Genomic DNA, 14544 nt, shown 5'->3' with positions numbered 1-14544 from the left:
ACGTCAACAGCGGAGATTAGCGTACTTTTGGATAATTGTTGTACTGGGGTTGCAAGTGATTGTCATTTATTATTTTGTTGGGACATTTATCCAACAGATGACTGCGGTCTTAAAAATGTTTTATAATGGAACGTAATGAGGTGAAATGAATGAAGGTCTATAGTCAAGGGGACCAAGCGATTGTTGTATCTTTGCGCGGACAAGTAACGCCTAAGGCAACACAACGTTTGCTCGTGTTAAGACACTATTTAAATGAACAGAATTATCCATTTATTACAGAAATTGTACCAACAGAGACAGATATGTTGATTTCTTACGATGCACGTTTAATGATGAAACAATTGAATGTGGAATCGCCTTTTTTACATATGAAAGCATTGATCGCACAGATTGATTTGTCAGAAGAAAAATGGAAAAAGCAACGCCGCTGTGTGAAGGTGCCGATGTATTATGGTGGCTCGCATGGACCACATCTAGCAGGCATTTTAGAAGAGCTTAATATGACGGAAGCGCAATTTATCGAACGTCATACGTCAGGCGATTATTTTGTGTCTATGATGGGTTACTCTCCGGGCTTTCCATATTTATCAGGTGTGGATAACAGTATTATTGTGAACCATACGGCTGACGATAAGCGCTTTATTCCAGCAGGCTCTGTCATCTTGGAAAATAATAAATGTGGCATTACAACGACAGATACATATGAAGATTGGTTAGTGATCGGTTGGACGCCACTTAAGTTGTTTGATCCGACGAAAAAAGACTTTGCGCTCATCTCACTAGGTGATCATGTTAAATTTGATGTGTTGCAAGAAGGGCGTGGTGTGTGATGAGTATTATTATTGAAGATAGTGGTCTTTTTTCAAGTTTTCAAGATTTAGGTCGCTCTGGCTATGAACATATGGGCGTTATTCGCAGTGGTGCACTCGATGTGTTAGCACACGAAATTGCCAATCGTCTTGTAGGCAACGATCCGAATGAAGCGACGCTAGAAATGACGAACCGCATGGCACGCATTCGTTTTACCGAGCCAACATTAATTGCATTGTCAGGGGCACAGGCTGTTGCGCATACGGATGAGATGCAAATTAAGATTAACAAGTTGTATTTAATGAATAAAGGGGACGTTTTGAGTTTCGATGCTTTAAAAAGAGGTGCGCGTGTTTATCTTGCTGTGGCAGGTGGTTTTGAACTTGATACGTGGCTCGACTCGGTATCGACAGATATTATTGCTAAAATGGGTGGCTATCATGGGCGTGCTGTAAAAGCAGGCGATGAAATCAATTTGAAGCATAGCTACAGTCAACGTCACCGCAAGTTGTTCGAAAATCTTCGAGATACGCATATGACGCAGTGGGGTGTCGATGGTTATACGTTATCATTTAACTATTTTTCTGATGTAGTGCATGTCATACCGAATAAAGGAACAGAAGACTTTGATGCGAATTGTTTACGTGACTTTACGCAACAAGAGTATCGTGTGACGAGTAAGGCGAATCGTATGGGTATCGTATTAGATGGTTTACCTATTCAAGCGCATTATGAAGGGACACCGCCGCATCGTTCGGTGAAACGCGGTACGATACAAGTGAAAAAAGATGGGTCGCCGGTTGTATTATTGAACGATCACTATACACTTGGCAGTTACCCGCAAATAGGGACGATCGCAACATACCACTTGTCGAAAATAGCGCAAAAGCGTCAAGGGTCTAAAGTGAAGTTTCAATTAATTGATATTGAGCAAGCAGAACGTAACTTAGTGAAATATCATAAATGGTGTCGCCAATTTTATGCGGGTATCGAATATCGCATGCAAGTGGAAATGCGCAAATAGGATGCCATCAATAAGCAATGGTATGTATGATGAAGTTCGTCTTACATATGATTGCTTATTTTTGTGTGACATACAACTAGAGTCTGAATACAAACTCATCTACTTTTTATATAATGAAGATTAACGGTGTCTATTATAAGATGCACACTTTATATAATAAAAGCATATAATCAACTAAGTAATTTGTTAGGTTTTCACTTGAAATTTGTCACTAATTCGTATATATTGTTATACTGAACTCGAAATGAATATTACAAAATGATTACAAAAAGATTAACTTCATGTTTTGCGTGCACATTACCGTATGTGGCGCATGTTTAAAATAAACGAGCAATTAACTAGGAACTGAGAATAAATAACGGGGGCACATACATGGAAAAAGGAAATAAAAAAATAGGTATTTTTACGTTTTTCTTACTGATGGTTTTTACAATCGCATTGAAAACGTACTTTGCCTATTATGTTGACTTGTCACTTGGCGTTAAAGGACTTGTACAAAACTTAATATTATTGATGAATCCATATAGTTTGGTAGCATTATTACTGAGTGTTTTTCTATTCTTTAAAGGTAGAAAAGCCTATTGGTTCATGTTCATTGGCGGCTTTTTAGTGACATTTGTCCTTTATGCCAATGTCGTGTACTTCCGCTTCTTCTCAGACTTTATTACATTCAGTACGTTGAACCAAGTAAGCAATGTTGATTCAATGGGTGGTGCTGTCAGTGCATCATTCCAATGGTATGACTTTGTGTACTTCTTAGATACATTTGTGTACTTATTCGTATTAACATTTAAACAAAAATGGTTGAGCAAAGAAGTATTCCATAAGAAGTTTGTACCAGTTGTGATGGCAACAGCAATCGCACTATTCTTCTTGAACTTAGCGTTTGCGGAGACAGATCGTCCAGAGTTGTTAACACGTACGTTTGACCATAAATATTTAGTGAAATATTTAGGACCGTATAACTTTACGGTTTATGACGGTGTTAAAACGATTGAAAACAATCAACAAAAAGCACTTGCGTCTGAAGATGATTTAACGGAAGTGTTGAACTACTCAAAACAGAAAAATACAGAGCCGAATGCAGCATACTTCGGAAAAGCCAAAGGGAAGAACGTGATTAAAATTCATTTGGAAAGTTTCCAAACGTTTTTAATCAATAAAAAAGTAAATGGTGAAGAAGTGACACCGTTTTTAAATAAACTATCATCAGGTCAAGATGACTTTAGATATTATCCAAACTTTTACCACCAAACAGGTCAAGGTAAGACGTCTGATGCAGAGTTTACGATGGATAACAGTTTGTATGGTCTGCCACAAGGTTCAGCCTTTTCATTAAAAGGGGACAATACATTCCAATCATTACCAGCGATTTTACATCAGAAACAAGGTTATACAACGAATGTGATGCACGGGGACTACAAAACTTTCTGGAACCGTGATCAAGTGTATCGCCACTTTGGTATTGATAAGTTTTACGATGCAACGTATTACGATATGTCACCTGAGAACTTAGAAAACTTAGGTTTGAAAGATAAAAAGTTCTTTGAAGAATCTGCAGAGTACTTGGATAAGGAAAAAGAACCATTTTACTCACACTTAGTGACGTTGACGAACCATTACCCATTCACATTAAGTGAAGAAGATGCAACGATTGAGAAGAGTGATACAGGTAACAATACTGTAGATGGTTACATTCAAACAGCACGCTATTTAGATGAATCAGTTGAAGCGTTTATTAATGATTTGAAAGCACGTGGCCTTTACGATAATTCAGTTATTATTTTATACGGTGACCATTATGGTATCTCAGAAAACCATAACAAAGCGATGAGTGAGTTATTAGGAGAACCGATTACACCAGCAAAATTCAATGATTTGAATAAAACTGGTTTCTGGATTAAAGCGCCGGGTGTTGAGCCAAAAGTCGATGAAACGTATGCAGGTCAAGTTGACGTAATGCCAACATTATTACACTTGCTCGGTATTGATACATCGAACTACTTGATGTTAGGAACAGATATGTTGTCTAAAGACCATCAAGAAGTGGTACCATTCCGTAACGGTGACTTTGTAACGAAAGACTATAAATACGTGAACGGCAAGGTTTATAGTAATGAAGATAATGAGCCGATGGAAACAATACCATCGAACTTAGAAGCAATGAAGCAACAAGTTGAAACAGACCTTGAAGTATCAGACAAAATTTTGAACGGTGACTTATTCCGATTCTACAAAAACCCAGACTTCAAGAAAGTAGATCCAACGAAATATAAATATGAAGCAGGTTCTAAAGGAAGTAAATAGAACCATAAAAATAAGCGACTGGTTAGCACGAGATGTGCCAAGCCAGTCGCTTTTCGTATTTCTAGTTAGAGGTGTGTGCAAGTTTTAGCCTAATGCCACATCTAAAATCATCATAATGGTAAAGCCAAGCATTAAGCTTAATGTTGCAAGGTCAGTGTTTTTACCTGATTGTGAGTCGGGAATGAGTTCTTCAACGACAACAAAAATCATAGCACCAGCTGCAAAAGCGAGTGCGTACGGCAAAATAGGTGTCACGATTAAGACAGCTGCTGCACCGATTGTCGCAAAAACAGGTTCAACTAATGCAGAAGCTTGGCCATAGTTGAAAGATTTCCAACGTGACTGTCCTGCTGCGTGAATAGGTAATGATAATGCGGCACCTTCAGGAATGTTTTGAATACCGATCCCAATTGCTAAACCGAGTGCGCCTAATAATGTGGCATGTTCATTACCCGTTGCAACACCACCAAATGCGACACCGATTGCGAGCCCTTCTGGTATGTTGTGCAATGTAATGGCAAGGAGCAGTAACGTATTTTTACTCAGACCTGTTTCTACACCTTCTACTTGTTGAGAAGTATCTTGTGCATTGCGATGCATGTGTGGAATCACATAGTCTAAAGAACGAATAAATACGCCACCGAGCAAGAAGCCGATTGCGGCAGGTAGCCAAGGCATTGCACTGTCTGAACTACTTTCGATAGCAGGTTGTAGCAATGACCAGAAACTTGCGGCAATCATAATACCAGCAGCAAAGCCTTGCATCACACTTAATATTTTATTATTGACAGTTTTAAATAGAAACACAGTTGCCGCCCCTAAAGCGGTTAATAGCCATGTAATGAGCCCGGCTATGAGCGCTTGTATGAAAGGCGGAATATGTGCAATGTAGTCTAACATAGAACAGGTCTCCTTGTATCATTTGAATAGAAAAAACGGTATAATAGATAGAACTGATTTAAGATTAACAGATATATTTGAGTAAATCTATAAGATAAAAGGAAGTATGTTTGATGGCAGCGTATAAAATTGAACACCTGAACAAATCATTCGCGGATAAAGTGATCTTTGATGATTTAGAATTTGCAGTTTCCGATAAAGAACGCATTGGTTTAGTCGGAATCAATGGGACTGGAAAAAGTTCATTACTTAAAGTGATTGCAGGTATGGATGAAGATTTTGATGGTGAAGTGACACATCCGAAACAATATCGTATTCGTTATGCGTCCCAACAACAATTTTTAGATGAAGCGATGACAGTTTATGATGTGGTGTACAGTGCGGATACAGAGACATTACGTGCGATTAAACGCTATGAACTTGCGACTGCAACGTATGCGGAACAACAAACGGATCAAGCGTTAGAAGAGATGATGGCAGCACAAGCCGCGATGGATATGTTAGCCGCATGGGATTATAGTGCGGAGATTAAGACGATTTTATCCAAATTAGGTATTCATGATACGACGAAACGAATTGGTGAGCTGTCTGGTGGTCAGCAAAAACGTGTTGTATTGGCACGAACGTTGATTGAACAGCCGGATTTGTTGTTGCTCGATGAACCAACGAACCATTTAGATTTTGAATCGATTCATTGGCTGATTAACTTTGTAAAATCATATCCAAAGGCAGTTGTATGTGTCACGCATGATCGTTATTTTTTAAATGAAGTGTCGACACGCATTGTGGAATTAAAGCATGGAAAACTAACGTCTTATCCAGGCAACTACGAAGCGTATATTGCGATGCGTGCGGAACAAGAAGAGGTTGTGGCACGTCAACAAACGAAGCAACGTGCATTGTTTAAACAGGAGTTGGCATGGATGCGTGCAGGCGTTAAAGCACGCACAACGAAACAACAAGCACGCCAAGATCGTTTTAAAACACTTGAACAACAAGTGAAGTCACATCAAACACAAGAAAAAGGTACGTTGAACTTGGCACATTCGAGGCTCGGTAAACAAGTTTTTGAGTTGGAAGGTGTCGGTAAAACGATTAATGGTCGGACACTTTTTGAAAACTTGACGATGATTATTCAAAAAGGAACGCAAATTGGTATCGTCGGAACGAATGGTGCGGGAAAAACAACGTTATTAAATATACTGGCCGGAGAAGATACGGATTATAGTGGTGTGATGAAGGTGGGACAAACCGTTAAAATCGCATACTTCAAACAAACGGATGAACGTTTGAATCGTGATATTCGTATGATTGACTTTTTACGTGAAGAACAAGAAGTGGCGAAACAAAAAGACGGCACAACTGTTTCGGTAACACAGTTATTAGAACAATTTTTATTCCCAACGCAAACACATGGTAAAAAAGTATATAAGTTATCAGGTGGCGAACAAAAACGGTTGTATTTATTGCGTTTACTCGTGCATCAACCGAATGTACTCTTGTTAGACGAACCGACGAATGATTTGGATACGGAAACATTGACGATTTTAGAGGATTATATTCAGACATTTGGTGGCACGGTGATTACAGTAAGTCATGACCGTTATTTCTTAGACAAAGTGGTCGATTGCTATTGGTACATACATGATGGGCAAGTCGATATGATTTTAGGACGTTTTGAAGATTATTTAGCACATAAAAAAGAACAAGAAGCTGTTGTAGTCGCACAAGAAAAGCCAACTGTAGTTACAAATAAAAAACCTAAAAAGCGTGGCTTGTCATACAAAGAGAAGCGTGAGTATGAAATGTTACTGACGCGAATTGATGAAGCGGAAACACGCTTAGCTGAAATAGATGAAGAAATGATTGCAGCTCAGGCGGATTACGGGGCAATTCATACGTTAAATGAAGAGCGTACAGCGCTTGAAGCGCAATATGAAACGGACATCACACGTTGGAGTGAACTAGAAGAAATTTTAGAACAATAAGAGGGATAGCATGGAAGAGATATTATCGCATTATTTTGGATACCAACAGTTCAGACCAGGACAGCGAGAGATTATTGAATATGTCTTGGACAACCATCATACATTAGGTGTTTTACCAACAGGTGGCGGTAAGTCTCTTTGTTATCAAGTGCCAGGACTTAAACTATCAGGAACGACGCTTGTTATTAGTCCATTGATTTCACTGATGAAAGACCAAGTCGATCAGCTCAAGGCGATGGGGATTTCAGCTGCGTATTTGAACAGCAGTCAAAGTGTCAAAGAACAACAAGAGATTGAGGCTCAGTTACGAGCGGGAGCGATTAAGTTTTTATACGTTGCACCTGAACGATTGGAACAACAGCGTTTTGTTGCATTGTTACGTCGCATACGTCTGGCACTTGTCGCATTTGACGAGGCACATTGTATTTCTAAATGGGGGCATGACTTTCGTCCGAGTTATCAAGCCGTCATTAATACAGTGCTCACATTGCCACAGCAGTTTGCGATTGTAGCACTTACAGCAACGGCAACGACGGAAGTACAACAGGACATTATGCAACGATTACACATTCATACGAATTACGTTGTTAAAACAAGTATTAAACGACGCAACTTGATATTTGATGTCAACCCGACATATCAGCGCGAAAAATTTGTGATTGATTATATTAAAAAACATGCACAAGCCTCGGGTGTTGTGTATTGTGCCACACGGAAACAAGTAGAGGCGCTATACCATGCGTTGGAAGATGCTGGTGTGTCGGCAACGTATTATCACGCAGGACGTTCGGCAAAAGAAAGAGAAGCAGCACAAAATGACTTTCTATATGATCGTACACGCGTTGTTGTTGCAACGAATGCGTTCGGTATGGGGATAGATAAGTCCAACGTACGTTTTGTGATTCATTACAATATGCCGGGTGATTTGGAGTCTTATTATCAAGAAGCGGGTCGTGCGGGTCGTGACGGCTTAGAAAGTGACTGTATTTTGTTATTCAGTGAGCGTGATATTGGCTTGCACGAATATTTTATTACGTCATCGAAAGCAGATGAAGACTATCAAGATAAGATGGGCGAAAAACTGACGAAGATGATTCATTATACGAAGACGAAAAAATGTTTAGAAGCAACACTCGTTCATTATTTTGAACCGAATGAACGTCTTGAAGAATGTGGACAATGTAGTAATTGTATCGCTAAAAATAAAACGTATGATATGACACAAGAGGCGAAGAAAATTATTAGCTGTGTGGCACGTCTGGGACAACGTGAAACATACCAGACAGTCATTCAAGTATTACGCGGGGAACAGTCGGATTATATTCAACACCAAGGTTTTGCGGAAGTCTCTACATATGGCATTATGAAAAATTATACGACGGGTGAACTGCATCATTTAATTGATGAATTGCGCTTTAAAGGGTATTTGAATGCGCAAGACGATATTTTATTGTGCGATGATACCGTGAAAAAAATATTAAAAGAAGCGGAACACGTATACACAACACCATTCCGTCGCAAGTCTAAAGAGACCGTTAAAATTAACACAGTTGAAGGTGTAGACCGTAAACTGTTAGAAAGTTTAGTAGCTGTACGTCAACGATTAAGTGAACAATTGAATGTCCCACCTGTCAATGTATTCTCAGATTATACATTAGAAGAATTTGCGAAGCGTAAACCAATGACTAAGCAAGAAATGATTCATATAGAAGGCGTCGGCAGTTATAAACTTAAACATTACTGCCCAGTCTTTTTAGAAGCGATACAAGCGTATAAGATATAAAAGGTTGATGATTTAAAACGAAAAGTTAGCATTGGATAACGAGAACAAATTCACAAAATTAGTTGCTTATCCATACTATCAATTTTAAAATGAAGTAGTATTGTATAGAAATAAATGGAATGATCATAAAGGTTAGGAGATTTAACAAATGAGCAAAATATCTATTATAGTGCCAATATACAATGTGGAAGATTATTTAGCAGAAGCTATTGAGTCATTGATCGCTCAAACTATTTTTCAAGATCTTGATATCTTACTAATAGATGATGGCAGTCAAGATGGTAGTACAGATATTGCGAAAGACTATGCCAAAAAGTATTCCAATATTTCATATTATCTTAAGGAGAACGGTGGATTGTCTTCTGCTCGCAATCATGGTCTACAGTACGTAGAAAGTAAGTATACGATGTTTTTAGACTCTGACGATATGTATACCCCTCAGGCGTGTGAGCATCTTTATGATTTTGCTGAAGAAAATAATTTAGATATTGTCGTAGGAGATCTAGTGACTTTTCCTACCGAAACGCCTAAATACGAGTGGAAAAAATATTATGGCAATGGCAATGTAGTGATTGACTTAACAGTTGGCGGAGAAGATCTGTTAAGAAACCCATCAGCATGCAACAAAATATTCAAAACAGAAATTTTGCGCGATAAAACAGAATTATTCCCTGTTGGGCGTCATTTTGAAGATGCCTTCGCAATTATCCCATTAATGATAGATTCTAAACGCATTGGTCTATTGGATGAAACCATTTATTTATACAGACAACGTGATAATGGGACATCTATCATGGATTCAGTGTTTACTAAAGAAAAGAACTATTATGATTATATTGAACTGATAAAATCACTTTATACACCGTTTGTAGAAGGTCAGAAAGTTTACCAGATTAAATTTGCGGTTGAGAAATTCATCTATAAAACATTTCATGGATATTTAAATAATATCTTTTTAAATGATGAGATTGTGTTTGACGATTTGGCAAAAGCAAATATCTTTAAACAAATTCAACCGATTTACCAAAATATCAGTTATAAGTTGCTGGAAAATCTTAGTAATCATCGCGTGATAAAAACAATTTATTATGCATTAGTTACGAATGATGAAGCGTTATTCGTTAATCCGCAGTTAATTGTAAATCAAATCATTATTCGTGATGGTGTTTTAACGTCACCTAAACATTTTGAAATACCAGAAATTAACTCAGTTCATTTGTATGCGTCTATTGAAAGATTGATTGCACGTGATGATGAAATTGAGTTAATTGGGGAAATACTTTCAAACAATGCAATTATTGATTATCGTCTTCAAAACCCATTAGTACTTCAGCTGAAGGATATAGAAGATAAGACGATGGAATTCCCAATTCAAAAGTTTAACAAACTAGACTCACCTTATTTGAAGCAAGAAGAAGATTCGAATTGTGGCATAAAAGTCAGCATTCCGAAAGCGCTTATTAATAAATCGCAAAATAGCTTTGAAATAGCCGTTTGTATTATTGAAGAGGCAACACAAGAACGCAAACATATCGCAACGTTAGCACACGGTTTATTCCATCGATTTAAAGGGAAAGTAGATCGTCAAATATCACTTGATGTACTACCGAACCGTACAGTTAAATTGATTACTAATGCATCATTGAAAGAAAAACTGATTCATGAAAAGAACAAAATTATGGATCATTCAAAACTTCGTGTCGGTGGTAAGTTGCGACTTATGCATCATGCGACAAATTGGGCATTAAAAAAGAAAAACATTGTACTTGTTGCTGAACGACCAGATACATTCCAAGATAATAGTGCGGCATTTTTTAAATATGTAAATACACAACCTAACAAGAAGAAAAATTATTATTATTTAGCGGATGGGCAGTCTGAAGCGTATCAAGAAGCGCAAAAGTATGGTAAGGTCATCCCAAAAGACTCCATCAGACACTTTTTGTATTTATTGTCAGCGGATACGTTAGTGAATTCTTATGATCCAGATTCCTATATGCGCCCATCAGCCTATTCCAAACCAGAGTTCTATCGCCTGTTTGGAGATTTAATTCACTACAATCGTGTCTTTCTTCAACACGGTGTAACTTATAATAATGTAGTGCAAGCTATTTCAAATTATCGTATCGGATTTGAAGGCATCGTGATTACGAATAAATCAGAAGAAGCGTTACTTAAACGCAATGCATATTACAACGATAATCAACTGATTCCATCAGGATTTTCGAGATATCAGCGATTAAAAGAGAATATTCGTTCTAATGAGGCTATTCAGTTTGATCAGAGTCAAGAAAGAACAATACTATTAATGCCAACTTGGCGTAAAGGGTTAGCACCTCTTTCTTATGACAGAAAGGGTGAGGATTTTAAACTAGACCCTACTAAGTTCCTAGCGTCAGATTATTATCATTTCTATAATGATTTAATAAATAATAAAGAGATGATCCAAGCACTTGAAGAACAAAATATTAAGTTGAAATTTTTCCCGCACTATGAGATGAGGGATCTACTTGAATATTTTGATCAACCACAATCAGACAAAATTGAAATTGTTCCAAAAGAAAAAAATGTACAAGACTTGTTGATTGAGTGTGACATGCTAATTACAGATTATTCTTCAGTATTTTTCGATGTTTTATTTATGAAAAAGCCTGTATTGTTCACACAATTTGATATAGATGATTTTTATAAAAAACATTACAAAAAAGGGTACTTGGATTTTGAAAAGAACGAACTTGGTAAGTCTGTTAGTACGATTGAAGAAACAGTTCAAGAAATCAAAAATAATATTGAGCGTGGATTTACAGTATCTGACACAGTATTAAAAAATATAGCGTATTATTTAGAGTACGCTTACCAAGACGATAACAGCAAAACAATTTTAGACTTTATTGAAAAACTTTAATAGGATAGGTGCGTGTCGATAGCACCTTTTGTAAATTGAAAAAACTAATATAAAACACTGGTAATATTACAAGTCCAACCAACTGACTTCGTATCATACCAGTGTTTTTACTTTATATCACGCACTACCCAATCAAATTAGATTAATTTTTTTAGAAAATGTGTTTAAATAATGATAATAGTTGTGTATGTAGGGTACTTGATACGTATAAGCTGTTAAAAAATATAAAAAGAGTGAGTTTATGATAAAGTTTGAAAATGTATCCAAACGATATGGCAACAAAACGGTTGTTGACCAAGTTAATTTAGAAATAAAAGAAGGGGAGTTCTTTGTTCTCATTGGGCCGTCTGGTTCGGGGAAGACAACGACGATGAAGATGATTAATCGCTTGATTGACTTGTCTGAAGGCTATATTTATTTTAAAGGGCAACCGATTAGTGATTACTCTGTGTATGAGATGCGTTGGGATATGGGCTATGTATTACAACAAATTGCGCTATTCCCACATATGTCAATTCGAGATAATATTGCGCAAGTGCCGCTTATGAAAAAGTGGGATAAACAAACGATTGATTCACGCGTTGATGAATTGTTAGAAATGGTAGGTCTCGAACCGCAACAATTCCGTGACCGTATGCCGAGTGAATTGTCAGGTGGTCAACGGCAGCGTGTGGGGGTTGTTCGTGCACTCGCAGCAGATCCGCCCGTTATTCTTATGGACGAACCATTTAGTGCGTTAGATCCTATTACGAGAGAGAAGCTACAAGATGATCTCATAGCATTACAAAGTAAAATAAATAAAACAATTGTATTTGTAACGCACGATATTGAAGAAGCATTTAAATTAGGAGACCGCATTTGCTTGTTGAATCAAGGGCGTGTTGAACAAATCGGAACACCAAATGATTTTGTGAAACATCCGAAAAATGATTTTGTGCGTGAATTTATCGGTAATTTAACAGGAGTGGTACTCAACCACTTCTCACTTGGGAAAATTGTTGAATTAGCTGGAGAACGTGTGTCAGATGACGTGGGTATGCACTTACCGATTGTACATCATGAAGATGCTGTGAGTGATGTGTATCGTGAATTGGCTACGCATGAAGCAGTTATTGTTGAAGTAGATGCACAACGTTGGCGTTTAGCACGTGAAGATATTTTCCGCTTTTTATCACAAAGCAAAGCAGGTGATGTGCGATGACTACATTTCTTTCAACACTTGCTGAACGTAAAGGAGAATTGCTAGAAGCGTTACTGGAACATATTGAACTGTCGTTTATTGCACTTCTCATTGCGGTGTTAATTGGCGTGCCATTAGGAATTTTATTGACGAAAACACCAAAATTATCAGAACCGATTATTAACGTTGCAGCAGTCCTTCAAACGATTCCATCACTCGCATTGCTAGGGTTGATGATTCCATTATTCGGCATTGGGACAGTACCTGCTGTAATCGCATTGGTCATTTATGCTTTATTACCTATCTTACGCAATACGTACACGGGGATTGTAGGTGTCGATGGTTCATTAATTGAAGCGGCCAAAGGGATAGGCATGAAACCAGCACGTCGACTGTTACGTGTCGAACTCCCGCTTGCTATGCCAGTTATTATGGCAGGTATTCGTACAGCGATGGTTTTAATTATCGGGACAGCCACACTTGCAGCATTGATTGGTGCAGGTGGACTCGGGGACTTGATTTTGCTCGGTATTGACCGCAATAATACATCACTAATTTTAATTGGGGCAATTCCAGCAGCAGTCCTTGCGATTCTTTTTGACATATTATTACGTATTTTGAGTCGCGTCTCTTATCGTAGAATGCTTGTAACATTAGTAGCAGTGCTTGTTGTAATGTTAAGTGTGACACTTGCACCAATGTTGGCACAGAAAGATAATAAAATCACACTCGCTGGTAAGTTAGGAACAGAACCATCAATTATTACGAATATGTACAAGCTTATTATTGAAGAAGAAACTGATTATACCGTTGATGTGAAAGATGGGATGGGTAAAACAACATTCCTTTTCAATGCATTAAAAGCAGATGAAATTGATGGCTATTTAGAATTTACAGGAACAGTGTTAGGTGAATTAACGAAAGAAACGCCAAAATCAAATGAAGAAACCGAAGTATACAATCAAGCACGTTCAAGCTTAGAGTCAAAGTTTGATATGACATTGCTCAAACCGATGAAATACAATAACACGTATGCGTTAGCGGTGAAAAAATCGTTCGCGGAAGCACATGATTTAAAAACAATCAGTGACTTAAAACGTGTAGAGAATGAAATTAAACCGGGATTTACACTTGAATTTAATGACCGTCAAGATGGCTATCCTAAAGTGCAGTCAACGTATGATTTGAACTTTAGTAACGTTAGAACGATGGAACCGAAGCTGCGTTATCAAGCGGTTGAAAAAGGTGAAATTAACTTAATTGATGCGTATTCAACTGATGCTGAGTTAAAGCAATATGATATGGTCGTGTTAGAAGATGATCAACATGTCTTCCCGCCTTATCAAGGGGCACCTTTGTTTAAACAAGCATTCCTTGATAAACATCCAGAGATTGAGAAAGCGTTGAATCAATTAGAAGGTCAAATTACAGATGAAGAAATGCAAGATATGAATTATCGTGTTGCTGAAAAAGGCGAACGTCCTTATGATGTTGCCAAAGACTATTTGAAAAAACATCATATTATTGATTAATACGAGAATGTAGCGGAAGTCGTTGGACGCCGCTGCATTTTTTCACTACAACACTAGCTATTTTCAAATTCTATCGTTATAATTATTAACATATTTTAAATTTTCAGAATTAAAT

The 14544-nt window shown here is 37.6% G+C and carries 9 protein-coding genes; 8 read left to right on the top strand and 1 reads right to left on the bottom strand.

What is annotated here, in order from left to right; all coding sequences use genetic code 11:
- Positions 1-149 precede the first annotated feature (149 nt).
- From TP70_RS01090 to ltaS, 3 genes are all read left to right on the top strand, one after another.
- Positions 150-830 carry a 5-oxoprolinase subunit B family protein gene (locus tag TP70_RS01090; protein WP_044358707.1) on the top strand — a complete coding sequence of 227 codons (681 nt, stop codon included), beginning with the start codon at positions 150-152 and terminating at the stop codon, positions 828-830.
- On the top strand, positions 830-1834 hold the full coding sequence (locus TP70_RS01085) for a 5-oxoprolinase subunit C family protein (protein WP_044358706.1): 1005 nt from the start codon (positions 830-832) through the stop codon (positions 1832-1834). Before TP70_RS01090 ends, TP70_RS01085 begins: the two co-directional genes overlap by 1 nt.
- Positions 1835-2206: 372 nt before the next feature.
- A complete protein-coding gene (ltaS, locus tag TP70_RS01080; RefSeq protein WP_044358705.1) occupies positions 2207-4141 on the top strand; it encodes a polyglycerol-phosphate lipoteichoic acid synthase LtaS in 1935 nt (644 codons plus the stop codon).
- An 84-nt stretch (positions 4142-4225) separates the two neighbouring features.
- On the opposite strand, the gene TP70_RS01075 is transcribed toward ltaS, so the two are convergent.
- Positions 4226-5041 carry a ZIP family metal transporter gene (locus tag TP70_RS01075; RefSeq protein WP_044358704.1) on the bottom strand — a complete coding sequence of 272 codons (816 nt, stop codon included), beginning with the start codon at positions 5039-5041 and terminating at the stop codon, positions 4226-4228.
- Between the two features lie 113 nt (positions 5042-5154).
- Here TP70_RS01075 and TP70_RS01070 point away from each other — a divergent pair, with 113 nt between their 5' ends.
- From TP70_RS01070 to TP70_RS01050, 5 genes are all read left to right on the top strand, one after another.
- A complete protein-coding gene (locus TP70_RS01070) occupies positions 5155-7029 on the top strand; it encodes an ABC-F family ATP-binding cassette domain-containing protein (protein WP_044358703.1) in 1875 nt (624 codons plus the stop codon).
- 10 nt (positions 7030-7039) lie between these two features.
- Positions 7040-8812, top strand: coding sequence for a DNA helicase RecQ (recQ, locus tag TP70_RS01065; protein WP_044358702.1), 1773 nt, complete (start codon positions 7040-7042; stop codon positions 8810-8812).
- 148 nt (positions 8813-8960) lie between these two features.
- Positions 8961-11717 (top strand): bifunctional glycosyltransferase/CDP-glycerol:glycerophosphate glycerophosphotransferase, encoded by a 2757-nt coding sequence (locus TP70_RS01060; RefSeq protein WP_044358701.1) that lies wholly within the window; start codon positions 8961-8963, stop codon positions 11715-11717.
- Between the two features lie 241 nt (positions 11718-11958).
- Positions 11959-12918 (top strand): ABC transporter ATP-binding protein, encoded by a 960-nt coding sequence (locus TP70_RS01055; RefSeq protein WP_044358700.1) that lies wholly within the window; start codon positions 11959-11961, stop codon positions 12916-12918.
- Positions 12915-14429 (top strand): ABC transporter permease/substrate-binding protein, encoded by a 1515-nt coding sequence (locus TP70_RS01050; protein WP_044358699.1) that lies wholly within the window; start codon positions 12915-12917, stop codon positions 14427-14429. Before TP70_RS01055 ends, TP70_RS01050 begins: the two co-directional genes overlap by 4 nt.
- Positions 14430-14544 lie beyond the last annotated feature (115 nt).

Origin of the sequence: Staphylococcus microti (assembly GCF_000934465.1) — a bacterium.
GTDB lineage: Bacteria > Bacillota > Bacilli > Staphylococcales > Staphylococcaceae > Staphylococcus > Staphylococcus microti.
This window is presented reverse-complemented; position numbering and strand designations above follow the sequence as displayed.

Bases quoted from the DNA above. Each gene is read 5' to 3' on its own strand.
- TP70_RS01090 (WP_044358707.1), top strand. From the start codon at position 150: ATGAAGGTCTATAGTCAAGGGGACCAAGCGATTGTTGTATCTTTGCGC.
- TP70_RS01085 (WP_044358706.1), top strand. From the start codon at position 830: ATGAGTATTATTATTGAAGATAGTGGTCTTTTTTCAAGTTTTCAAGAT.
- ltaS (WP_044358705.1), top strand. From the start codon at position 2,207: ATGGAAAAAGGAAATAAAAAAATAGGTATTTTTACGTTTTTCTTACTG.
- TP70_RS01075 (WP_044358704.1), bottom strand. From the start codon at position 5,041: ATGTTAGACTACATTGCACATATTCCGCCTTTCATACAAGCGCTCATA.
- TP70_RS01070 (WP_044358703.1), top strand. From the start codon at position 5,155: ATGGCAGCGTATAAAATTGAACACCTGAACAAATCATTCGCGGATAAA.
- recQ (WP_044358702.1), top strand. From the start codon at position 7,040: ATGGAAGAGATATTATCGCATTATTTTGGATACCAACAGTTCAGACCA.
- TP70_RS01060 (WP_044358701.1), top strand. From the start codon at position 8,961: ATGAGCAAAATATCTATTATAGTGCCAATATACAATGTGGAAGATTAT.
- TP70_RS01055 (WP_044358700.1), top strand. From the start codon at position 11,959: ATGATAAAGTTTGAAAATGTATCCAAACGATATGGCAACAAAACGGTT.
- TP70_RS01050 (WP_044358699.1), top strand. From the start codon at position 12,915: ATGACTACATTTCTTTCAACACTTGCTGAACGTAAAGGAGAATTGCTA.